Annotated in this window: 14 protein-coding genes; 7 read left to right on the forward strand and 7 right to left on the reverse strand. The window is 70.3% G+C overall.

What is annotated here, in order from left to right; genetic code table 11:
• The 3 genes from rsgA (at window position 1) to M3U25_RS11140 (ending at window position 3,149) form a co-directional block, all read left to right on the forward strand.
• On the forward strand, window positions 1-1,113 hold the full coding sequence (gene rsgA / locus M3U25_RS11130) for a ribosome small subunit-dependent GTPase A (protein WP_355498762.1): 1,113 nt from the start codon (window positions 1-3) through the stop codon (window positions 1,111-1,113).
• An 8-nt stretch (window positions 1,114-1,121) separates the two neighbouring features.
• Complete coding sequence (locus tag M3U25_RS11135) at window positions 1,122-2,366, forward strand: flavohemoglobin expression-modulating QEGLA motif protein (RefSeq protein ID WP_355498759.1); 1,245 nt, start codon at window positions 1,122-1,124, stop codon at window positions 2,364-2,366.
• A gap of 99 nt (window positions 2,367-2,465) precedes the next feature.
• Window positions 2,466-3,149, forward strand: a complete 684-nt coding sequence (locus M3U25_RS11140; protein ID WP_355498757.1) for a type 1 glutamine amidotransferase domain-containing protein — start codon at window positions 2,466-2,468, stop codon at window positions 3,147-3,149.
• Between the two features lie 341 nt (window positions 3,150-3,490).
• Here the strand turns inward: M3U25_RS11140 and M3U25_RS11145 are convergent, their stop codons facing one another.
• A complete protein-coding gene (locus M3U25_RS11145) occupies window positions 3,491-5,410 on the reverse strand; it encodes an alpha-amylase family glycosyl hydrolase (RefSeq protein WP_355498755.1) in 1,920 nt (639 codons plus the stop codon).
• Window positions 5,411-5,457: 47 nt separating this feature from the next.
• Window positions 5,458-7,917, reverse strand: coding sequence for a TonB-dependent receptor (locus M3U25_RS11150; protein ID WP_355498752.1), 2,460 nt, complete (start codon window positions 7,915-7,917; stop codon window positions 5,458-5,460).
• A gap of 302 nt (window positions 7,918-8,219) precedes the next feature.
• On the opposite strand from M3U25_RS11150, the gene M3U25_RS11155 reads away from it, so the two are divergent.
• Complete coding sequence (locus tag M3U25_RS11155) at window positions 8,220-9,566, forward strand: MFS transporter (protein WP_355499244.1); 1,347 nt, start codon at window positions 8,220-8,222, stop codon at window positions 9,564-9,566.
• Between the two features lie 159 nt (window positions 9,567-9,725).
• Here M3U25_RS11155 and M3U25_RS11160 read toward each other — a convergent pair whose 3' ends face one another.
• The 4 genes from M3U25_RS11160 to M3U25_RS11175 form a co-directional block, all read right to left on the reverse strand.
• Entirely contained in the window at window positions 9,726-10,757 is a 1,032-nt protein-coding gene (locus M3U25_RS11160) for a LacI family DNA-binding transcriptional regulator (RefSeq protein ID WP_242160957.1), read from the reverse strand.
• A 272-nt stretch (window positions 10,758-11,029) separates the two neighbouring features.
• Entirely contained in the window at window positions 11,030-11,770 is a 741-nt protein-coding gene (gene phbB / locus M3U25_RS11165; protein WP_355498749.1) for an acetoacetyl-CoA reductase, read from the reverse strand.
• Window positions 11,771-11,877: 107 nt separating this feature from the next.
• Entirely contained in the window at window positions 11,878-13,203 is a 1,326-nt protein-coding gene (locus M3U25_RS11170; protein WP_355498746.1) for a CitMHS family transporter, read from the reverse strand.
• Between the two features lie 134 nt (window positions 13,204-13,337).
• On the reverse strand, window positions 13,338-14,528 hold the full coding sequence (locus M3U25_RS11175) for a porin (RefSeq protein ID WP_355498743.1): 1,191 nt from the start codon (window positions 14,526-14,528) through the stop codon (window positions 13,338-13,340).
• Window positions 14,529-14,757: 229 nt separating this feature from the next.
• On the opposite strand from M3U25_RS11175, the gene M3U25_RS11180 reads away from it, so the two are divergent.
• The 3 genes from M3U25_RS11180 to M3U25_RS11190 are packed head-to-tail and all read left to right on the forward strand — an operon-like array spanning window position 14,758 to window position 17,922.
• The gene (locus tag M3U25_RS11180; RefSeq protein ID WP_355498741.1) at window positions 14,758-15,462 is read left to right on the forward strand and encodes a response regulator transcription factor; all 705 of its coding nucleotides are present in this window, start codon (window positions 14,758-14,760) and stop codon (window positions 15,460-15,462) included.
• The gene (locus M3U25_RS11185) at window positions 15,455-16,843 is read left to right on the forward strand and encodes a sensor histidine kinase (protein WP_355498738.1); all 1,389 of its coding nucleotides are present in this window, start codon (window positions 15,455-15,457) and stop codon (window positions 16,841-16,843) included. The genes M3U25_RS11180 and M3U25_RS11185 overlap by 8 nt, the downstream gene beginning before the upstream one ends.
• A gap of 8 nt (window positions 16,844-16,851) precedes the next feature.
• On the forward strand, window positions 16,852-17,922 hold the full coding sequence (locus M3U25_RS11190; RefSeq protein WP_355499241.1) for an ABC transporter substrate-binding protein: 1,071 nt from the start codon (window positions 16,852-16,854) through the stop codon (window positions 17,920-17,922).
• A gap of 13 nt (window positions 17,923-17,935) precedes the next feature.
• On the opposite strand, the gene M3U25_RS11195 is transcribed toward M3U25_RS11190, so the two are convergent.
• On the reverse strand, window positions 17,936-21,070 hold the full coding sequence (locus M3U25_RS11195) for a two-component regulator propeller domain-containing protein (RefSeq protein ID WP_355498735.1): 3,135 nt from the start codon (window positions 21,068-21,070) through the stop codon (window positions 17,936-17,938).
• Window positions 21,071-21,093 lie beyond the last annotated feature (23 nt).

Consider the following 21,093-nt stretch of genomic DNA (forward strand, 5'->3'; position numbering starts at 1 on the left):
ATGACTTCCTCCCCGGTCGACTTCGACGCGTTGCGCCCCATCGGCTGGCCCTGGCCCGGAATGCCCGAGGAGCCGGCCTGGCGCGCGCTGTTCGACACACATCCGCGGGCACGGCCGGCACGGGTGGTGGAGCAGCACCGCACCGGCTACGTGGTCGCCGATGCGGTGGACACCGGGTTCAAGGTCGAATCGCTGCCGGACTGGCAGCGGCCACGCTTTCCCAGCCACGAGCGCGCCGCGGTCGGCGACTGGGTGCTGCTGGAGGACACGCGCATCGTCGCGCTACTGCCGCGGCGCACCGCGATCAAGCGCGGCGCCGCCGGCGAGCACTATCACCAGCAGGTGATCGCGGCCAACATCGATACGGTGTTCATCGTCTGCGGCCTGGATGCGGACTTCAACCCGCGGCGGATCGAGCGCTATCTGCTGCTGGTGGGCGGCGGCGGTGCGGCGCCGGTGGTGGTGCTGACCAAGGCCGACCTCACCGAGTACGCCGACGATGCGTTGGCAGTGCTGGAGGAACTGGCGGCGCAGGCCATCCCGCTGCTCACGGTCAACGCGCGCGAGGCCGACAGCGTCGCCGCGCTGCAGCCGTGGCTGGGGCCGGGGCAGACCGCGGTGCTGGTCGGCTCGTCCGGTGCCGGCAAGTCCACCCTCACCAACACCTTGCTGGGCGTGCAGAAGATGCGCACCGCGGCGGTGCGCGCCACCGACTCGCGCGGCCGCCACACCACCACCCATCGCGCGCTGCTGCCGCTGCCGTCCGGCGCCTGCCTGATCGACACCCCCGGCATGCGCGAACTCAAGCCCACCGGCGAGGAAGACCTGGCCGAAGGCGCCTTCGCCGACATCGAGGCGTTGGCCGCGCAGTGCCGCTTCAACGACTGCGCGCACCTGGCCGAGCCGGGCTGTGCGGTGCAGGCGGCGATCGAGCGCGGCGAGATCGATGCCGCGCGCCTGGCCAACTACCTGAAGTTGCGCGAAGAAGTGGCCGGCGCGGCCGGCAAGCTGGCGCAGCGCCAGGCGCAGAACGCGGCCGCCGGCCGCAGCGGCAAGCCCAGCGGCGGCAAGCCGGGCGGCAAGCGCCCGCCGCCGCGCAACCTGCGCCGCTGACGCCGGCCGTGGCCAAGCGCGCGCTGCCGGTCGAGATCCGCCACCACGCCGCGCTCGATGCGCGGCTGGTCAAGGCGGTGCGCGGCATCCGCCTGCTGGCGCTGGCCAGTTGGCCGGTGGCGCTGCAGGCACCGTTCCTGGAGAGCGTGGCGCGCGGGCAGCCGCAGCTGCCGCAGGTGCAATATCCCAGGCTGGATTTTGCCGACACCCGCCGCGAGCTGGCCGCGATCGCCCAGGCCGCCGATCCGGCGCATCCGCTCGGCGCCTATCTGCAGGCCTCGGTGCACAGTTGGGATCTGGCCGCGGCCCTGCTGGAAGCGCTGGGCACGCCAGCGGTGGGCACGTACTCGGCGCAGTTGTTCGGGGTGCCGGACGACCCGATGCCCGGCCACGGCCCGACGACCCGCGAGGCGGCCGGCCATTTCATCCGCATCGCCCAGGAACTGGACCGCGAACTGTTCTCGGCCGAAGAGCAGGTGCCGGTGTCGGCCACCGCCTTGCGCCTGCTGCTGCAGCGCGACCTGGACGAATTCTTCGGCACGCGGGTGATCACGGTGGAACTGGATCCGGACCTGCTGGCCAAGGCCGCCGCCGGCGCGCAGCGCATCCGCCTGCGCTCCGGCGCGCACTTCAGCGACTACGACCGCGCGCAACTGTTCCACCACGAGGCGCTGGTGCATTCGCTGACCGCGCTCAATGGCCGGCAACAGGCGCAGTTGCCGAGCCTGGCGCTGTCCTCGCCGCGCACCACCGCCACCCAGGAAGGCCTGGCGACCTTCGCCGAGCAGATCACCGGCAGCATCGACATCGCGCGGATGAAGCGGATCAGCCTGCGCATCGAGGCGATCGCGCTGGCCCGCGACGGTGCCGACTTCATCGAGGTATTCCGCTACTTCGACGCGGCCGGGCAGGCGCCGGCGGAGAGTTTCTCCTCGGCGCAGCGCGTGTTCCGTGGCGTGCCGACCACCGGCGGCGCGGCCTTCACCAAGGACACCGTGTATCTGCGCGGCCTGGTGTCGGTGCACACCTTCTTCCGCCAGGCGCTGCAGCGCGACCGTCTGCCGCTGTGCCGCTGGCTGTTCGCCGGCAAGATGGCGCTGGAGGACGTGGCCGCGTTCGCGCCGCTGTTCGAGTCCGGGGTGCTGGCGCCGCCGCGCTGGTTGCCGACATGGGTGGCGCGCGCCAGCGGCCTGGCCGGGATGCTGGCGTTCTCGCTGTTCGCCAACCGCATCCGCATGGACCAGGTGGACTGAACGGCGCCACGTCGCGCTCACCCGCCGCGAATGCGTGGCTGCCGATACTGCGGCGTCCGGCCTGCCCCGCATGGCCGTTTCCCTCACGAGGAACCCCGCATGAAGATCCTGATGGTGCTGACGTCGCACGACCGTCTCGGCGACACCGGCCACAAGACCGGCTTCTGGCTGGAAGAATTCGCCGCGCCGTACTACACGTTCAAGGACGTCGGTGCCGAACTGACCCTGGCCTCGCCCAAGGGTGGGCAGCCGCCGCTGGACCCGAAGAGCGATGCGCCGGACGCGCAGACCGAGGCCACGCGGCGCTTCAAGGACGACCCGGCCGCGCAGCAGCAACTGGCGAGCACGCAAACGCTGGCGTCGGTGCGCATGGACGACTACGACGCGCTGTTCTATCCGGGCGGCCATGGCCCGCTGTGGGATCTGGCCGAAGACCGCGACTCCATCGCCCTGATCGAGGCGTTCGCGCGCGCCGGCAAGCCGATCGGTTTCGTCTGCCATGCGCCGGGCGTGCTGCGCCGGGTCGCCGCGGCCGACGGCACGCCGTTGGTGAAGGGACGCCGCGTCACCGGCTTCACCAACGGTGAGGAAGCCGCGGTCGGCCTGACCGAGGTGGTGCCGTTCCTGGTCGAGGACGAACTGCAGCGCCTGGGCGGCGACTACAGCAAGGGCGCCGACTGGAGCGTGCACGTGGTCGAAGACGGGCGCCTGGTCACCGGGCAGAACCCGGCCTCGTCCGAGGCGGCGGCCGAGGCGTTGCTGGGACTGCTGCGCGGGAAGTGAGCGCTATCGATCGCGAGGTTGGCAAGGCGACCGCCATCTCGGTGCGAGAGAGCACCGAGATGGCGGGGCGCAGGCGCAGCGGTTGAAGCGCACCTCTGGCAGCCGCGGTTGCAGCGCCTCGCTGGATCCACCTACGCGCTGCCTTCCTTAGGAGCGGCTTCAGCCGCGACAGGCGTTCCCATTAAAGCTGGTCGCGGCTGAAGCCGCTCCTACGACGCACATGTGCCACCGCGTACCAAGTAGGGTGCACGCCTGTGGGAGGGACGTCAGTACCGACTGCACGCACCCGCACGCGCAGATGTGCAGCAGCGGCGCGTACAGGCACCGCTGCTGTTCTCGGCTCAGCCCCGCCGCCACCAACGCAGGCCGTAGGCGGGCAGGATGCCGTCCCAGTTCGACAGTGCCGAGGGATCGCTGCCGCCATCGGCGATGGCCTGCCAGTCGCCTTCGCCCAGCGTGGTGGCGACATCCACTGCGATCGGTTGTGCGCTGAAGTTGTAGACCGCCACGAACGCCTCGCCGCGGGCCAGGCCAAGCAGCGCGGGATCGCCCAGCGGCAATGCGCGCAGCGGCTGGTCGGCGGCCAGCGCCGCGGTGGCGGCACGCGCGGCGATCAACCCACGCAGGCGGGTGTAGACCTGGCCGGGCAGGCTGTCGGTGTCGTGGCGTTGCGCCGCGCGCGTCCAGTCCATCGCTGGCCGATGCAGCCAGCGACCTTCGTGGCGGCGCAGCGGGTCGTCGCGGTAGGTCTCGTCGTTGCCCAGGGCCAGTTCGTCGCCCATGTACAGCAGCGGGATGCCCGGCATCGCCAGCGCCACCGCGTACAGCAGCAGCAGGCGGCGCACGCCCAGTTCCAGCGCGTCGCTGTCGCCGGCGGCCAGCGCCGCGGCGATGCCGGTCAGCGCAGCGCTCATGCCGTTGCTGCCATGCACGCCGTCGCCGCTGCTCTGGAACGCTTCGCCGCGCGCGTAGCTGTCGGCGGTGCGGCCGGCGTAGAACTGGGCGATGCGCGCCAGCGCGAACGGGGCCACGCCTTCGCCACCGGCGGCTTCGTGCTGCAGCACGTTCCAGCCGATGTCGTCGTGGCAGCGCACGTAGCTGAGCCAGCCGCAGGCCGGCGGCAGCGCGGGCGTGTGCGCGATCGCCGCCTGCACGATGTCGCCGCGCTGCTCGGCCAGCGCCACCCAGCCGGCCGCCATCAGCGTGCTGTGGTAGGCCAGGTGGCATTCGTGGCCGCGCGCGGCGCCGGTGCCGAAGTAGGGCGGCAACTGCGCCATCGGCACGATCGCCTCGGCCTTCAGCAGCACCGCCGGGGCCAGGATGTCGGTGAGCGCGCGCAGCGCCTGCAGGATGGTGTGCGCCTCCGGCTGGTTCATGCAGTCGGTGCCCGGGCGCTTCCACAGATAGGCGGTGGAATCCAGCCGGAACACCTCCACGCCCAGGTTGGCCAGGTGCAGCAGCGCCAGCGCCATCTCGCCGAACACCGCCGGATTGCTCCAGTCCAGATCCCACTGGTAGGGATAGAACGTGGTCCACACCCAGGCGTCGGCGCCCTCCACCCAGGTAAAGTTGCCCGGCGCGGTGTGCGGGAACACCTGGCCCAGGGTGCGCTCGTAGGCATCTGGCACGCTGCGGTCGGGGAAGTGGTGGTAGTAGTCCAGATGCCGCGCATCGCCACGCTTGGCCGCCAGCGCCCAGGGGTGGTCGTCGGCGGTGTGGTTGAGCACGAAATCGGCGCACAGGCTGATGCCCGCTGCGCGCAGGCGCGCGGTCAGCGCCGCCAGGTCGTCGGTGTCGCCGAGCCGCGGCTCGACCTGGCCGTAGTCGCTGACCGCGAAGCCGCCGTCGTTGTCGCCGTCGCGCGCGCGCAGGAACGGCAGCAGGTGCAGATAGCGCACACCCAGTTCCTGCAGGTAGGACACGCGTTCGCCGACGCCGTTCAAGGTGCCAGCGAAACGGTCCACATAGGCGCTGTAGCCAAGCATCGTCGGGGTGGCGAACCAGTCGGGCACGCGCTCGGCGTCGAGCTGGCGCAGCGCCGGCGGCCGCGCAGTGGCGGCGGCCGCCAGTTGCGTCAGCCACTGCGGCAGCCACTGCGCGAAGGCCGGATGCGCGCCGTACAGCGCGTGCAATGGGGCGAGCAAACGTTCGCCGTGGCGCTGCAGGCGCGGCAACAGCGCGGCGGCGGCATCCGGAGGCAGATGCGCCTGCCACAGGCTGTGGGCGAGCGCGGACAATGCGGAAGGAGCGGGTGCGGTCATGGGGGGCTTGGCCGCGCCCCGGGCGGGGCGCGGATGTGCGGTCCTCGTCAGAAGTCGTAGCGCAGGCTGATGCTGGAGGTGCGGCCCGGGATCGAGCGCGCGCGGATCACGCCGGAAGACGCATCGGCGATCGACGCTTCCTCCGCTTCGGTCAGGCCGAAGGTGTTGAACAGGTTGTTGACGTTGAGCGAGACGGTCAGCGCATCGGTGATGCGGTAGTCGCCGAACAGGTTGACCTGGGTGTAGCCGGGCATCTTCAACTGGTTGCTGTCCTGGGTGTAGGCCGAACTGGTGCCGATCGCGTTGACGCCGACCTGGTAGCGCTCGCCGCGGTAGCTCGGCGTCAGCTGCCAGACGAAGCGCGCCTGCCGACGCGGCGTGTTGCCGGCGTTGGCCGGGGTGATCTGGTCCTTGTCGATGGTGGCGTCGGTCCAGGTCAGGCCGCCGTTGAGGTTGAAGCCACCGGCGCGGTACGCCGCTTCCAGTTCCAGGCCATGCGCCTTGTAGGTGCGGTCGAAGAAGCGCTGGGTGGTCGCTTCGTAGTTCTGCTCCTGGGTGCGCGCGGCGAAGGCGGTGGCGAACAGGCTCAGCCCGCCGCTGCGCCACTTCAGCCCGCCCTCGAGCTGCTTGACCACGTTGACCGCCTCGTTGGAGAACACCGAGCCGTCGTCGCGGACCACGCCGAACAGCAGGCGGTCGGCGTTGGCGCGCGCGCCGCGGCTGTAGCGCGCGAACGCGGCCAGGTCGTCGTTGAGCATGTAATTGCCGCCGAACGAGTACGACAGGTAGTTCCAGTCGTAGCGCACCGGCTTGCGGTTGCCGTAGTCGATGGTCGCCACGCTTTGCTCCGGCGCCTCGATCACGCCGTCGCCGTTCACGTCGACGTTGCTGGCCAGCAGGCCGCCGGCGGTGTTGCCGCGCGCTCGGCCCATGTCGTAGCGCAGGCTGCCGTCCAGGCTCAGCGGACCCTGGTCCCAGCTCAGCGCCAGGTACGGTGCGTTGATGTCGTAGCGCACGTCGTAGTGACGGGTGACGTCCAGGCCCCAGTACGGCACACCGTAGGCGTACAGGCCGTCCTGCGAGCGCAGGCTGCCGTCGGCGGCGACCACGTCCAGCAGCCGCGGCCGGTGCGCCAGCGACTGCACGTAGGAATTCCAGGTCCAGTCCACGTCGATGGTCTGCCGCGAGGTGTACCAGCCGGCCTTGAGGTTGAGGTTGCCGCCGTCGCCGCTGCCGAAGTCGCGCGCCAGGCTGAGATCGTTGACCGCGTTGCCCAGGTCGTTGAGATGCACGTTGAACAGGTGCGTGCGCAGCGCCAGCCCGGTGTAGGCCTGGCCGGCGTTCGGGCCGTCGGCGTAGCGCAGGCCGGCGCCGGCGCCGCCGATGCTGGCGGCCAGCGCCGCGGCATCGGCGACCTGCGCCGGGAACGGCGAGACGAAGCGCCCGGAGGTGTCGGCGATGCGGAACTTGTCGGTCAGGGTCCAGCCGCCGCCGACATCGAACTGCGCCTCGGCGCCGAACGCGCGCGACAGCGGATGCATGCCATCGCCCAGTTCCACGCGCGAGGGTTTGTTGCCGCCGTCGAGGTTGGCGCTGCTGCGGAAGTACGGGCTGTACAGCGTGTCGGTGCCGGGGTCGAAACCGTCGATGCTGCCGAAGTGCGGCGCGCCGTCGCGGCCGCTGACCCGGGTCGGCACCGGCAGGTAACCGGCGGCGCGGTCGTTGAGGTACTTGGCGTAGACGCGCACGTAGCCGTTGTCGAACAGCCGGGTCAGGTTGGCCTTGATCTGGCCGCCCTTGTCGGTGGTGTAGCCGGCGTCGCGCACGCCGTCGCCACGCCGGTAGAAGCCGCCGACGTTGAACTGCCAGTGCTCGGCGAACGGCGCGCCGTAGTCGAAGTCCAGGCGGGTGTTGTCGTAGCCGCCCAGCCCGCGGGTGAGGCCGACGCTGCCGCCGGCGGTGTCGCCGGTCTTGCTGATGAAGTTGATGATGCCGCCCGGCGAGTTGCTGGCGAAGGTGGAGGCCGAGCCACCGCGGATGGCCTCGATGCGCTCCAGGCTGTAGTCGGCGCGCAGGAAGATGTCGGCGTTGCCGAAGGCGATGTCGCCGAACTCCAGCACAGGCAGCCCGTCTTCCTGCAACTGCAGGAACTTGGCGCCGCCGGAGGCGACCGGCAGGCCACGCACGGCGATGTTGGCGTTGCCTTCGCCGCCGCTGGATTCGGAACGGATGCCGGGGATATTGCGGAAGATCTCGGCGGTGCTGCGCGGTGCCGACTGTTCGATCGCCTCGGCGCCGACGGTGCTGACCGAGACGCTGGACTTGAGCTTGCTCTTGGGTGTGGCGGTGCCGGTAACGAACACCGAGTCCAGGCTGACCACGTCGCCCTGCGCCGCCGGGGCGTCGGCAGCGGCGGGCGTGGCCTGTTGCGCGAGCGCAGCCGGCGCGGACAGCGCCGCGGCGACAGCCAGGGCCAGGGTCTGCAGGCGGATCGAAGGGTGGTGCATCGCTGTCTCTCCCGAAGCGAAGTGGTGCAGTAGGTGGCGGCGCGCCACCGCCGGAAACGGGCAGGGCGCGGCACGGACGGTGGGTGCGGCGGGCTACAGATACGGCTGCTTGCAATCGTTTGCAATTTGCAGTGCAGCAAAGCCGGCAGCGGTGCCGATGGATTCCGATCAGGAAGAGACGGGGCATATCTTGCATGGTGCAGCGCAGCGTTACAAACGATTGCAGGCGCGGCGACACTCCGCTCCGCCGCTGCGGCACGCCTCCCGCGTGCCCGACCCGCCCCAGGCCGATGCCGATGCTGATGCGTTCCGATCGCCCCCTGCTTCCGCTCTCGCGCGTGCTGGCGCTCAACGCCGGTTTCTTCGGCGTGCAGTACAGCTTCGGGTTGCAGCAGAGCAACATGAGCCCGATCTACAACTACCTGGGCGCCGACCACGCCAATCTGCCGTATCTGTGGCTGGCCGGCCCGATCACCGGGCTGGTGCTGCAACCGGTGGTCGGCGTGCTCAGCGACCGCACCATGACCCACTGGGGCCGGCGCATGCCGTACATGGTGGTGGGCGCGCTGGTCTGCAGCCTGTGCCTGCTGACCATGCCCTTCAGCGTGGCGCTGTGGATGGCGGTGGCGCTGCTGTGGATGCTGGATGCGGCCAACAACGTGGCGATGGAGCCGTACCGTGCGCTGGTGAGCGACGTGCTGGCGCCGCCGCAGCGGCCGCTCGGTTACCTGACCCAGAGCGCGTTCACCGGCCTCGGCCAGACCCTGGCCTATGTCACTCCGCCGTTGCTGGTGTGGCTGGGCATGAACCAGGACGCGGCCAATGCCCACCATATTCCCTACGTCACCATCGCCGCGTTCGCGATCGGTGCGGGGTTCTCCGCCGCGTCGATCCTGCTCACCGCGCGCAGCGTGCGCGAGCCGGTGTTGACGGCGGCGGAACTGCAGCGCTTGCGCCGCGTCGCGGTCGGGCCGCTGGCGACGCTGCGCGAGATCGTCGACGCGGTGCGGCAGATGCCGCCGACGATGCGGCAGATGGCGCCGGTGATGCTGTTCCAGTGGTATGCGATGTTCTGCTACTGGCAGTACATCGTGCTGTCGCTGTCCACCACCCTGTTCGGCACCACCGCGGCCGATTCGCACGGCTTCCGCGAGGCCGGCCTGGTCAATGGGCAGATCGGCGGCTTCTACAACTTCGTCGCGTTCCTGGCTGCGTTCGCGATGGTGCCGGTGGCGCGCCGGTTCGGTCCCAAGGCCACCCACGCCGCCTGCCTGGTCGCCGCCGGCCTCGGCATGTGCCTGCTGCCGTCGATCCACGACCGCTGGCTGTTGCTGCTGCCGATGATCGGCATCGGCCTGGCCTGGGCCAGCATGATGGGTAATCCCTACCTGATGCTGGCCAACAGCATCCCGCCCGAACGCACCGGCGTGTACATGGGCCTGTTCAACCTGTTCATCGTGCTGCCGATGCTGATCCAGATCGTGACCCTGCCGCTGTACTACGACAGCCTGCTGCAGGGCGACCCGCGCAACGTGATCCGCCTGGCCGGCGTGTTGATGCTGTTGGCGGCGGTGGCGATGTTGTTGGTGAAGCGTCGGGAATGGGGAACCGGGAATGGGGAATCGGGAAAGCGCGGCATCGTGCGCTGAAACTCCGCGTGGTAACCGATTTTCAACTCCGCTATCTGCGTGCAATCCATTGCCAGGAAGCGCGCAATTCGAATGTAGAGCCCTAGGCCAGCTGATGCAGCGTCAGCGCGCGACCAGCGCTTTTCCGATTCCCCATTCCCGATTCCCCATTCCCAGCCTTCAAGCCGACTCCCGCACCACCAGGCTCACCGGCAGCTCCACCGAGTCGACCGGTGTGCCGGCAATCAGGTGCAGCACGCCGTCCACCAGCAGGGTGGCGGCCTGGGCCAGGTCCTGGCGCACGGTGGTCAGCGGCGGCTGGCTGTAGGCGGCGAGCGGAATGTCGTCGAAGCCGACCAGGGCGATGTCCTGCGGCACGCGATGGCCGGCTTCGATCAGGGCGCGGATCGCGCCCAGGGCGATCACGTCGGAGGCGGCGAAGACCGCATCCGGTGGATCGGTCTTCTTCAGCATCGCGCGGGTCAGGCGGTAGGCGTCCTCGCTGAGGAAATGGCTGCGCGCGTGCAGCCGCGGGTCGAACACCAGGCCGTGCGCGTCGAGCATGCGCCGGTAGCCGGCGAAGCGCGGCGCCACTTCCGGTAGTTGCTCGTCGCCGAGGAAGGCGATGCGCTGGCGGCCGTGCTCGATCAAGTGCGCGGTGGCCAGTTCGCCGCCGCGCAGGTTGTCGCTGCCGACGCTGGCATAGGCCTGGCCGTCGATGCGGCTGCCCCACACCAGCATCGGCAGGCCGCCGCGCGCGGCCGCGTCCAGCGAGGCGTGCTCGTGGCTCTGGCCCAGCATGATGACGCCATCGGCCCGGCTGCTGCGCGCCAGGTCCTCGACCCAGTGGTCCTGGTGCTGGTCCAGCTTGGACAGCAGCATGCTGTAGCCGCGCGCGGTCAGTGCGTCGGCGAGCAGCGCCAGCATGGTCATCATGAACGGGTCCGACAACGGCTGCTCGTGCGCGTGCATCAACGGCACCGCGACGCAGACGATGTTGGAGCGGCGCGAACGCAGGCTGCGCGCCACCGGGTCGACCCGGTAGCCGGCGTCGCGGGCGAGCTGCTTGATGTAGGCGCGGGTGCGTTCGGCGACCACCGGATTGTCGGCCAGCGCGCGCGACACCGTGGATTCGGACACGCCGGCCATGCGCGCGATGTCGGCCATCTGCAGGCGCGCGGCGGGCGCGCCGGGTTCGGGTTTGTCGGACATGCGGAGCGGGGCGCGACGAACGAAGCGGAAGTTGCAGTGTATGCCAGGCAGGCGGCGCGCCGCTTTGCGCGTCGCGGCCGCATCGCCGCCGCAGTGGTGGGCGCGTCGTGCCCGTGGGCGGCGCCACGCCGCGCCGGCAAGGTTCAAGCAGGGGGCGTGTCTGTGCGGCCCGTTGCCGTGTCACTGAGCCTGGCGCACGTCCCCGTCATGGCGCCTGCCTGCCGCGCGCACGCACAACCGCGGCGCGCACAGCGCGGGAGGCGAAGCATGTCTCAGGCCATGTGCAGGCCGCCGTTGACCGCGTAGTCGGCGCCGGTGACGTAGGCGGCCTCGTCCGAGGCCAGCCAGGCGCACAGCGCGGCCACGTCCTCGGGCTTGCCGAGCCGGCGCAGCGGCACCGAACTGGCCAGGCGATCGAGCACGTCCGGCGGGAAGCCGCTGATCGCCGCGCTGGCGATGTAGCCGGGCGACACTGTGTTGACGGTGACTCCACGCGAGGCCACTTCCTGCGCCAGCGCGCGGCTGAAGCCCTGCATCGCCGCCTTGGCGGTGGCGTAGTTGATCTGGCCGATCTGGCCCTTCTGCGCGCTGACTGCGCCGATGTTGACGATGCGGCCCCAGCCGCGCGCGGTCATGCCGTCCACCACCTGCTTGGTGATGTTGAACAGCGCATGCAGATTGCTGGCGATCACCGCCTGCCAGTCCTCGCGGCCCATCTGCCGGAACAGCATGTCGCGGCTGCCGCCGGCGTTGTTGACCAGCACGTCGATCTCGCCGACCTCGGCCTTGACCTTGGCGAACGCGGCCACCGTGGAATCCCAGTCGGTGGCGTTGCCTTCGGAGGCGATGAAGTCGAAACCGAGCTCGCGCTGCTCGCGCAGCCACGCCGACTTGCGCGGCGAGTCCGGGCCGCAGCCGGCGACCACGGTGTGGCCGTTGCGCGCCAGCTTCTGGCAGATCGCGGTACCGATGCTGCCCATGCCGCTGGTGACGTAGGCGATGCGGAGGGTCATGGCTTAACTCCTTCGGAGTTGGGAATGGGGAGTGGGGAATGGGGAATGGTGGGAAGCGGGGCCGCTCTTGCGATTCCCGATTCTCGATTCCCCATTCCCGGCAGCGCTCAAGCGGCCAACGGATACAGTGCGAATAACAAGCTGCCACCCATCAACACCAGCGAGATCAGCACCGCCCATTTCAGAGTGAAGCGCTGGTGGTCGGCGAAGTCGACCTTGGCCAGGCCGACCAGCAGGTAGGTGGACGGCACCAGCGGGCTGAGCAGGTGCACCGGTTGCCCGGCCAGCGAGGCGCGGGCCATTTCCACCGGGGTGATGCCGTAGTGGCTGGCGGCGTCGGACAGGATCGGCAGCACGCCGAAGTAGAAGGCGTCGTTGGACATGAAGAAGGTGAAGGGCATGCTGGCCAGTGCGGTGATCACCGCCAGGTACGGCCCCCAGGCGTCGGGGATCACCGCCAGGAAGCTGCGCGACATCGCCTCGACCATGCCGGTGTTGGAGAGGATGCCGGTGAACACGCCGGCGGCGAAGATCAGCGACACCACCGACAGCACGTTGCCGGCATGGTTGACCAGGCGCCGGCGCTGTTCGGCCAGGTTCGGGTAGTTGATCAGCAGCGCCAGCGCGAAGCCGATCATGAACAGCACCGGCATCGGCAGCACGCCGATCACCAGCGCGGCCATCAACGCCAGGGTCAGCAGCAGGTTCACCCACAGCAGCCGCGGCCGCTTGATGTCCTCGGCGTCCTCCACCGTGGGCAGCGCCTCGCCGTCGTCGGCCACGCTGCTGTCCATCCAGGCATCGCCGGGCAGCGTCACCACGCCGAGGCGGCGCCGCTCCTTCATGCCCAGGTACCAGGCCAGCACCAGGATGCCGGCGATCGCCAGCGCCATTGCCGGCACCAGCGGCACGAACACGTCGGCCGGGTCCACGTGCAGCGCGGTGGCCGCGCGCGCGGTCGGGCCGCCCCACGGCGTCAGGTTCATCACGCCACCGGCCAGGATGGTCACGCAGGTCATGTTCAGCGCGTTCATGCCCAGCCGCCGGTACAGCGGCAACATCGCCGAAACCGTGATCATGTAGGTGGTGGAGCCGTCGCCGTCGAGCGAGATCAGCAGCGCCAGCACCGCGGTGCCGACCACGATCTTCATCGGGTCGCCCTTGACCAGGCGCAGGATGCGCCGCACCAGCGGATCGAACAGGCCGGCGTCGATCATCACCCCGAAGTACAGGATCGCGAACATCAGCATGACGCCGGTGGGCGCGATCTTCTTGATCCCCTCCAGCATCATCTCGTTGATGCCGGTGCCGAAGCCGCCCGCCAGCGCGAACACGATCGGGACGATGATCAACGCGACCAGCGGCGACAGCCGCTTGCTCATGATCAGGTACATGAAGGTAATGACCATTCCGAAACCGAGCGCGGTCAGCATGGAAGTTCCTCAGGGTGGTGCATGAAAGAAGGCGGATCCCGCAGCGGAGATCCGAAAATCGAAAGCCGACCAGATGTCACATCGCGAAATGCCGCCGTTGCGAATCCCAAATCCCCACTCCCGAATCCCCGCACTCAGAAGTCATACTGGAAGCGTCCGGTAATCGCCCGCGTATGGTCCAGCGTCACGCCGGCCAGGTGGTCGCGGTTGCGGCTGTCGATCAGGTTGAGCATCAGCCGCAGGTTCGGCTTGAGATACCAGTTGCCGGCCAGCGTCCACGAGGCGGTGGAGGCGTCGAGCAGATCCGGCTGGCCGTCGCGGTGCTGCTCGCCCCACATGCGGTCGTAGCGCAGCGCCAATTCGAAGGCGCCGTACTTGTGGTTGACCTGCTTGATGCGGGTGAAACGCCCGGTCTTGCCGTCGTAGCGGCGCGATTCGCCGGTGGCGAACCAGCTGACGAAGCCGTAGGCCGCCATCACGTCGGCACGCTGCGCACCATCGTCGAACACGCCGCCACTGAACTCGCCCTGCCACGACAGCGGGCCGCGCACCTGCGCGTATTCCAGCGACCACTTGTCCACGTCGGTGTCGCGGCCGTCGGCGAAGCGCGCCAGGGTGATGCGGCTGTCGTCGGACAGATGCCCGGCCGGGCGCGGGCGGATGCTCAGCGCCGGCGCGCCGCCGGCGCCGGGATGATCGTAGTGCTCGTGCGCCAGCGACAGGCCCAGGTGCAGCACGTCGCCGTCGCGCGCGCCCGGCGCCCAGGTGCCGCGGCCGCCGAACGCATGGCCGCGGACATTGGAGACGTCGATGCTCTGCAGGCTGTAGACGCTGGCGGCCCAGGTGTAGTCGGTGCCTGCGGCCTGCCACGACACCGCCTTGCGGTACAGCGGCGCCAGCGTACTGGCCGCGCCGCTGCGCTCCAGGAACTGGCCGAAGTTGGAGCCGGTGCGGTCGTCGAGGGTGAAGTACTGCTTGAACTGGCCCACGGTCAGCGTGCCGGCGCCGAATTTGCGGGTGATGTAGACGTCCTTGGCCTCGATGACCTTGCCGTTGAAATCGTCCTGCAGCCCGGCGAAATCGCCTTCGACCTTGTAGCCGAACCCGAACGCCTTGCCGGACACGTCCAGCCACAGGCGGCGGATCTCGGTGTCGTCGGGATTGGGCGTGCCGCGATGGTCGTTGTCGAAATGGGCGAAATCCCAGTGCAGGCGGCCACCGAGTTCGGCGGTCACCGGGCTGTCGTCGTCGGTGGCGGCGCGCGCCGAGCCGGCCAGGCACAGCAGCGCGCAGGCGCTGCCCCATGTCAGAGTCTTCAGTTCCACGTCCCCTCCCAGGTGCGTGTCGCAGCGATTGGATCGGTCCGCCAGCGATGGCCGCAGACCGGGATGGACGCAGCCTAGTCGGGCGTAGCTGTCATCGACCTGTCGGCGGTGGGGAATCGGGAATCGAGAATGGGGAATCGAAAAAGCACGTTCCCGGATGCGCTAGGCTTCTGCCGTTGCTGTTTCCATTCCCTATTCCCTATTCCCGATTCACCATTCCCGGCCCCCAATGCGCCTGCTCCTGGTAGAAGACAACGCCGATCTCGCCGATGCGATCGTGCGGCGCATGCGCCGCAGCGGGCATGCGGTGGATTGGCAGCGCGATGGCTTGAGTGCGGCCGGGGTGCTGCGCTACCAGCGCTTCGATCTGGTGGTGCTGGACATCGGCCTGCCTGGGCTGGACGGGCTGCGCGTGCTGGCCGGGCTGCGCGAGCGCGGCGATACCACGCCGGTGCTGATGCTGACCGCGCGCGACGGCATCGAGGACCGGGTGCAGGCGCTGGACGTGGGCGCCGACGATTACCTGGGCAAGCCGTTCGATTTCCGCGAGTTCGAGGCGCGTTGCCGGGTGTTGCTGCGGCGCAACCGCGGCCAGGCCAGCGAGGTGGTGCAGCTTGGCGGTTTCGCGTTCGACAACGCCGCGCACAGTGTCAGCCTGGACGGCACGCCGATCGACTTGCCCAATCGCGAGTACCGCCTGCTGGAGATCCTGATCGGCCGGCTCGGCCAGGTGGTGGGCAAGGACGAGATCGGCAACGGCCTGTTCGGCTTCGACGACGAGGCCGGGCCGAACGCGATCGAGCTCTACGTCGGGCGCCTGCGCAAGAAGCTGGCCGCCGCGCCGCTGCGCATCGTCACCGTGCGCGGCGTCGGCTACAAGCTGGAGGCGGACGCGGCGCCGCCGGATCCGGCGGCAGCGTACGGCGATGGCTGAGGCCGCGCCGCCGGCGCCTTCGATCCGGCGCACGCTGCTGCGCTACCTGGGCGCGTTGTCGCTGCTCGGCGCGGTGGCGCTGTTCTTCGTGGCGCGCGATTACGGCCAGCGCGCCGCCAACCGTTCCTACGACCACCTGCTGGTGTCCTCGGCGCTGTCCATCGTCGATTCGGTGGCGCTGGCCGGCGGCCAATGGCAGGTGGACCTGCCGTACGCGGCGCTGGACCTGCTGGCGATGGCGCCGGAGGACCGGGTGTTCTACCGCGTGTTCGATGCGCGCGGGCGCACCATCACCGGCTACGACGACTTGCCGGCGGCGCCGTCGCTGCCGCGCGCCAGCGCACCGCCGCGCTTGTTCGACGCGGTCTACAGCGGCGAGCCGGTGCGCTTTGCGGTGGTGTCGCGGCGGGTGTCCTCGGCGGCGGCGCAGGACCAGGTGTGGGTGCAGGTGGGGCAGACCCGCCGCGCACGCGAGGCGCTGGCGCAGGACGTGGTGCTGCACGCACTGGTGGCGATCGCACTGCTGTCGCTGCTGGCGTTGGCGCTGGTCTGGCTGGGCGTATCGCGCGCCTTGCGCCCGTTGCGCACGCTGGAGCGCGAGCTGTCGCGGCGCGAACCGTCCGAGCTCAAGCCGGTGGTCGCCACGGCGCCGCAGGAGATGCAGCAGATGGTGGCGGCGCTGAACCGCTTCATGGCGCGCCTGGCCGGCAGCAACGAAACCTTGCGTGCGTTCATGGCCGAGGCCGCGCACCAGATGCGCACGCCGCTGGCGGCGCTGCGCGCGCAGGCGCAACTGGCGCTGGACGAGGACGACCCGCGCGAGATGCGCCGCAGCCTGGAGGCGATCGAGCGCAATGCCACGCACATGAGCCGCCTGCTCAACCAGTTGCTCAGCGATGCCAGCGTGATCCACCGTTCGAACCTGCAGCGCTACGCCAGCGTCGACCTGGCCGAGGTGCTGCACCAGGCGCTGCACGAGGCCGTGCCGCAGGCCGCGCCGCGGCCGCGCGTGCAACTGGCCGTCGCCAGCGAACCGGCGCTGGTGCGCGGCGATGCGCTGCTGTTGCGCGAGGCGATCAAGAACCTGATCGACAACGCCTGCAAGTACGGCGGCGATGGCCCGCTGCAGGTCGCGCTGACCTGCAATGCGCGCGACTGCGTGGTGACCGTGGCCGACCACGGTCCCGGCATCGCCGCGGCCGAGGCCGAGCGCGTGTTCGAGCGCTTCGTGCGCGGCGAGGGTGCGGCCGCTGGCGGCGCCGGACTGGGCCTGGCGATCGTCAAGCGCGTGGTCGAGGCCCATGGCGGCCGCATCGACCTGTCCAATCGCGTGGGCGGCGGCCTGATCGCCAGCCTGCACCTGCCGAGGTTGCATCCATGAGCCTGCCCATGCTGCTGTGCCGACTGCCGCTGCTGTTGACCGTGCTGCTCGCAGGCGCCGCGCTGGCCGCGCCCGGCGACGTGCGCCGCTTCCCGGCACAGGGCGCGGCCAGCGCGCAGCTGTGCATCCAGGGCTCGACCGACATCGAAGTGTTCGCCGCGGTGATCGGCGATTACCAGCGTCTGCATCCACAGACCGAGGTGGTGTACCAGGACGCGATCGCCTGGGACATCTACCAGCGCTATCTACGGCCGGGCCCGGGCCCGCGCTGCGCCGATCTGCTGATCAGCGCCAGCATGGACCTGCAGACCAAGCTGGTGAACGACGGCCACGCGCTGGCGCACCGTTCGCCGCAGACCGAGGCGCTGCCGGCGTGGGCGCAATGGCGGCACGAACTGTTCGGCATCAGCTACGAGCCGGTGGCGATCGTCTACAACACCGCGCGGCTACCGGCCGCGCAGGTGCCGCGCACCCGCCGTCGCCTGCTGGAACTGCTGCGCGCACCGGGCCAGCCGCTGCGCGGACGCATCGGCACCTACGACGTGGAGCGCAGCGGCGTGGGCTACCTGTTCGCGACCCAGGACAGCCAACTCGGCAGCATGGCCGGGGCGCTGCTGGCGGCGATGGGCGACAACCAGGTGGTGCTGGAGGAGCGCACCGGCGTGCTCCTGGACAAGGTCGCGCGCGGCGAGCTGCTGCTGGCCTACAACGTGCTGGGCTCGTATGCACAGGCGCGCATCGATGCCGGCGCGCCGCTGGCGATCGTGCAGCCTGAGGACTACACCCTGGTGGCGCTGCGTACCGCGGTGATCCCGCGCGACAGCCCGCATGCGGCCGAGGCGCGACGTTTCCTGGACTACCTGCTGTCGCCGCGCGGACAGCAGGTGCTGTCGCGCGAGGCGCGGCTGCAGCCGATCCTGCCGCAGCCGGGCCGGGTGGCCCAGGGTGGGCCGGCCGCCGCCGCGGCGTTCCGCCCGATCGCGCTGGGCCCGGGGCTGCTGGTGTACCTGGATGCGCTGAAGCGGCGCCAGTTCCTGGACGCCTGGCGCAGCAGCATGCAGCAGGCACCGCCGCGCTGAGCGGCGGTGGCGTTCAGCGCGCGAAGCGCGGCTGGCGCCCGGGCGAACACAGCACGCGCACGCTGTCGCCGAGTGCTTCCGGCGCGCCGCCGGCCAGCAACGCGTGCAGGCGCGGCCGGTCCGGGGCCGCGCCCGGCGCCAGCCCGACCCAGGCGTCCTTGCCGGCGCCCTTGGCGGCGTAGAGGCAGCGGTCGGCCAGGCCCACGCTCTGTTCCCAGTCGCCCAGCGCCGGCCACGCGGCAACGAACGGCCACGGTGCGAAACCGATCGAGCAGCTCAGGGTCAGTTCGCGCTCGGCCAGGGCGAAGCCCTGCGTCGCCACCGCCGCGCGCAGGCGTTCGGCTAGGTCGCTGGCGGCGTCCTCGCGCGGCAGGCGCGTGACCAGCAGGAACTCCTCGCCGCCCCAGCGCACCAGCAGGTCGTGCTCGCCGCACAGCCCACGCAGGCGATCGGCGCAGTGCACCAGCGCGGCGTCGCCGGCCTGGTGGCCGTAGTCGTCGTTGATGCGCTTGAAGTTGTCCACGTCGATCATGAAGAAGTACAGGGCATCGGCGCTGCTGCCGTCGTCCAGCGCCGCCAGCAGGGCCGGGCATTCGCGGGCCAGCCAGTCCTGCAGTTCGCGGCGGTTGGCGACCTGGGTCAGCGGATCCAGACGCGTGGCCGCCTGCAGGCGCGCGTTGCTCTGCAGCAGTTGCTGGTTGGCGCGTTCGAGCTGGCGGGTACGCTCGGCCACGGTCAGGTTCAGCAGTTCCACCATGTCGCGTTCGCGGTTGACCGTGCGTCGCACGCGATGCAAGACCAGCCCGAGCAGCGCCAGCCCCAGCAGCACGTAGCCGGCGTAGGCCAGCGGATGCCGCCAGGGCGGTGGCAGCACCTCGATCTGCAGCCGCCGCGCGGCGCCGAACTGGCCGTCGCGTCCGGCCGCTTCCACCACCAGGGTGTAGCGGTCCGGCGGCAGATGGCTGACCGAGAAATCGCTGTGCGCGGTCTGCGGATACACCCAGCCCTTCTGCAACCCGTCGACGCGGTAGCGCAGGCGCGCGGTGCCCGGCGCGGCGAAGTCGATCGCGGTCATGCCGAGGGTGAACACGTTGTCGCGGTGGTCCAGGGCAATGCGCTGCGCGTAGACCACGTCGCTCTCGGCCTGGTTCTGGCTGCCGTTGCGGTCCTCGCCGGCATTGAGGATGCGCAGGTCGGTGAGCACCGCGCGTGCCTGCGGGCTGCGCAGCGGCAGACGCGTGGGATCGATCACGTCCACGCCCTGGGTGCCGCCGAAGTACAGCAGGCCGTGTGCATCGCGATAGCCGCGGCCGCTGTTGTATTCCTGGTTCTGCAGGCCGTCGCGGCGGCCCAGGCTCTGCACGATGCGGGTGCGCGGGTCGAGCACGCTCAGGCCGTTGTTGGTGCTCAGCCACAGCCGCCCCTGCGGATCCGGCAGGATGGTGTAGATGACGTTGCTGCTGAGGCCCTCGCGGTCGCTGTAGCGCAGTGCCACGTCGCGCTTGAGGTCGATGCGGTACAGCCCGCCGGAGAAGGTGCCCACCCACAGCACGCCGTCGTGTTCGTACAGCGACCACACCGAGGGATACAGGGTGCTGCCGCGCGGGCGGTAGGGCTCGGCGGGACGGCCGCTGCGCATGCGCCACACGCCGCAGTCGTTGCAGCCGATCCACAGCGTGTCTTCGCTGTCGCGGTAGACCCGGGTCAGGGTGTGTCCGTTCAGCGGCGCCCAGCGCGGATCGTTGCGCACCTGGCCGCCGACCACGCGGCTCAGGCCGCGGCGGGTGGCCACCCACAGCGTGTCGCCTTCCAGCAGCAGATCGTTGATGTGCTCGTCGGCCAGCCCGCCCAGGCGCCGCAGTGCGCCGCTGCGGTCCAGGCGCCACAGCCCCTGGCGCGTGCCCAGCCACCAGCCGTCGCGGTCGGCGGCGATGCTGCGGATCGCCTGGCTGGCCAGTCCCGGCACCACGCGCCAGGCGGCGCGGCTGCCGTCGCGCAGCAGCAGCCCCTGGTCGGTGCCGATCAGCATGCGTTCGCCGTCGCGCCAGATGCTGCGCACGCTGCTGCTGGGCCAGTCGCGGGTGTCGCTGACGCGCTCCTCGTCGTTGCGGATCACCGCCGACAACGGCCGCACCCGGTACAGCCCGGCGGTGTAGGTGCCGATCCACCAGGTGCCGTCGGGGGCCTGGTAGAAGCGGATGATGGCGCTGTTCGGCGCTACGTCGAAGCTGAGCCGCTGCGGCGCATGCCGCGCGCTGTCCAGTTGCGTCACCGTGGCATTGGTGGTGCCGACCAGCACACGGCCATCGTGCAGCCGGATCAGCGCGCTGAGGTCGCTGCCGCCGGTCAGCAATTGCGCCGGCGTCCAGTGCGCCAGCACCGCGCCGCGCGGATCGAGCTGGAACAGCCCGCCGCGCGCCGAGGCCAGCCACAGCCCTTCCGGGCCGGACTGCAGGCCCACGCATTCGTCGATGCCGGGCGGCGCCGGCAGTGCCTCGCGCGCGTCGCGGCTCAGCCGCCACAGCCGGCATTGCCGGTCCAGCGCCACCGGTTGCTTGCCGTCCGGCATCCAGGTCAGGCCCACCACCGGCGCATCGCCGCCCAGCGGGCGTGCCCGCTGCAGGTCGGTCTCGACCCGGTCCGCACCGCGTTCGGTGCCCAGCCACGCGCCGCCCTGCGGATCGATCAGGATCTGGGTGATGCGGTTGTGCGACAGGCCCTGCTTCGCGCCGAGGCGGTGGTGTTGCCAGGTGGCCAGCTCGATCACTTCCAGGCCGGCATCGTTGGTGCCCAGCCACAGGCGGGTGCCTTTCGGCTCGAAGCCGAGGCTGTCGATGCTGCTGCTCAGCAGGCTCTGCCGGCTGTCGCTGCCGAGTTCGCGTCGGTAGGCGCGGAACAGATGTCCGTCGAAGCGGTTCAGGCCCTCCTGCGTGCCCACCCACAGGAAGCCCTGGTCGTCGCTCTGCAAGGCGTTGATCGACAGCTGCGACAGGCCCTCGTCCAGGCCGAAATGCTCCAGGCTGCTGGGCAGGTCGTCGTCGTTGGCCGTCACCGCGGCGGCCGCGGTCGGCGCCAGCGCCAGGCACAGGGGAAGGCAGCGCGCGGCCAGCGGCAGGCGGCCCAGCAGGTTGGAGAGCGAGACGATCACGCCGTCTTATCGGCCATTGTGGT

The sequence above is a fragment of the Xanthomonas sp. PPL134 genome (assembly GCF_040595915.1).
In the GTDB taxonomy this organism is placed as follows: domain Bacteria; phylum Pseudomonadota; class Gammaproteobacteria; order Xanthomonadales; family Xanthomonadaceae; genus Xanthomonas_A; species Xanthomonas_A indica.

Excerpts from the sequence above, each read along its gene's own strand:
- rsgA (WP_355498762.1), top strand. The coding sequence starts at position 1 with ATGACTTCCTCCCCGGTCGACTTCGACGCGTTGCGCCCCATCGGCTGG.
- M3U25_RS11140 (WP_355498757.1), top strand. The coding sequence starts at position 2,466 with ATGAAGATCCTGATGGTGCTGACGTCGCACGACCGTCTCGGCGACACC.
- M3U25_RS11145 (WP_355498755.1), bottom strand. The coding sequence starts at position 5,410 with ATGACCGCACCCGCTCCTTCCGCATTGTCCGCGCTCGCCCACAGCCTG.
- M3U25_RS11150 (WP_355498752.1), bottom strand. The coding sequence starts at position 7,917 with ATGCACCACCCTTCGATCCGCCTGCAGACCCTGGCCCTGGCTGTCGCC.
- M3U25_RS11155 (WP_355499244.1), top strand. The coding sequence starts at position 8,220 with ATGCGTTCCGATCGCCCCCTGCTTCCGCTCTCGCGCGTGCTGGCGCTC.
- M3U25_RS11160 (WP_242160957.1), bottom strand. The coding sequence starts at position 10,757 with ATGTCCGACAAACCCGAACCCGGCGCGCCCGCCGCGCGCCTGCAGATG.
- phbB (WP_355498749.1), bottom strand. The coding sequence starts at position 11,770 with ATGACCCTCCGCATCGCCTACGTCACCAGCGGCATGGGCAGCATCGGT.
- M3U25_RS11170 (WP_355498746.1), bottom strand. The coding sequence starts at position 13,203 with ATGCTGACCGCGCTCGGTTTCGGAATGGTCATTACCTTCATGTACCTG.
- M3U25_RS11180 (WP_355498741.1), top strand. The coding sequence starts at position 14,758 with ATGCGCCTGCTCCTGGTAGAAGACAACGCCGATCTCGCCGATGCGATC.
- M3U25_RS11185 (WP_355498738.1), top strand. The coding sequence starts at position 15,455 with ATGGCTGAGGCCGCGCCGCCGGCGCCTTCGATCCGGCGCACGCTGCTG.
- M3U25_RS11190 (WP_355499241.1), top strand. The coding sequence starts at position 16,852 with ATGCTGCTGTGCCGACTGCCGCTGCTGTTGACCGTGCTGCTCGCAGGC.